Source organism: Skermanella stibiiresistens SB22 (assembly GCF_000576635.1).
Classification (GTDB): Bacteria; Pseudomonadota; Alphaproteobacteria; order Azospirillales; family Azospirillaceae; genus Skermanella; species Skermanella stibiiresistens.
Window position 1 is genome coordinate 1 of record NZ_AVFL01000109.1, and the last position, 733, is coordinate 733.

At 66.7% G+C, this 733-nt stretch carries 1 protein-coding gene; it reads left to right on the plus strand.

Annotated features, from left to right (window positions below):
• Window positions 1–733, plus strand: a 733-nt coding sequence (locus N825_RS35675; RefSeq protein WP_037462419.1) for an EF-Tu C-terminal domain-related protein, incomplete at both ends; no start/stop codon positions are given.

The following is a 733-nucleotide window of genomic DNA, read 5'->3' on the forward strand; positions in this document are numbered from 1 at the left end:
GAGGTCCGCGAGCTGCTGAGCAGCTACGATTTCCCCGGCGACGACATTCCGATCATCAAGGGCTCGGCGCTGATGGCGCTCGAGGACAAGAACCCGGCGCAGGGCCGCGAGGCGATCCTGAAGCTGATGGAGGCGGTCGACGCCTACATCCCGCAGCCGGAGCGTCCGATCGACCGTCCGTTCCTGATGCCGATCGAGGACGTGTTCTCGATCTCGGGCCGCGGCACCGTGGTGACCGGCCGCGTCGAGCGTGGCATCGTCAAGGTCGGCGAGGAGATCGAGATCGTCGGTCTGAAGAAGACCGTCAAGACGATCGTGACCGGCGTCGAGATGTTCCGCAAGCTGCTGGACCAGGGGCAGGCGGGCGACAACATCGGCGCGCTGCTGCGCGGCACCAAGCGCGAGGACGTCGAGCGCGGCCAGGTCCTGGCCAAGCCCGGCTCGATCACGCCGCACACCAAGTTCAAGGCCGAGGCCTACATCCTGACGAAGGAGGAGGGTGGCCGTCACACGCCGTTCTTCACCAACTATCGTCCGCAGTTTTACTTCCGGACCACGGACGTGACCGGGATGGTGGCGCTGCCGGAAGGTACCGAGATGGTGATGCCGGGCGACAACGTCGCCATGGAGGTCACCCTGATCGCCCCGATCGCGATGGACGAGGGCCTGCGCTTCGCCATCCGTGAGGGCGGCCGCACCGTCGGCGCCGGCGTCGTCGCCAGCATCATCGAGT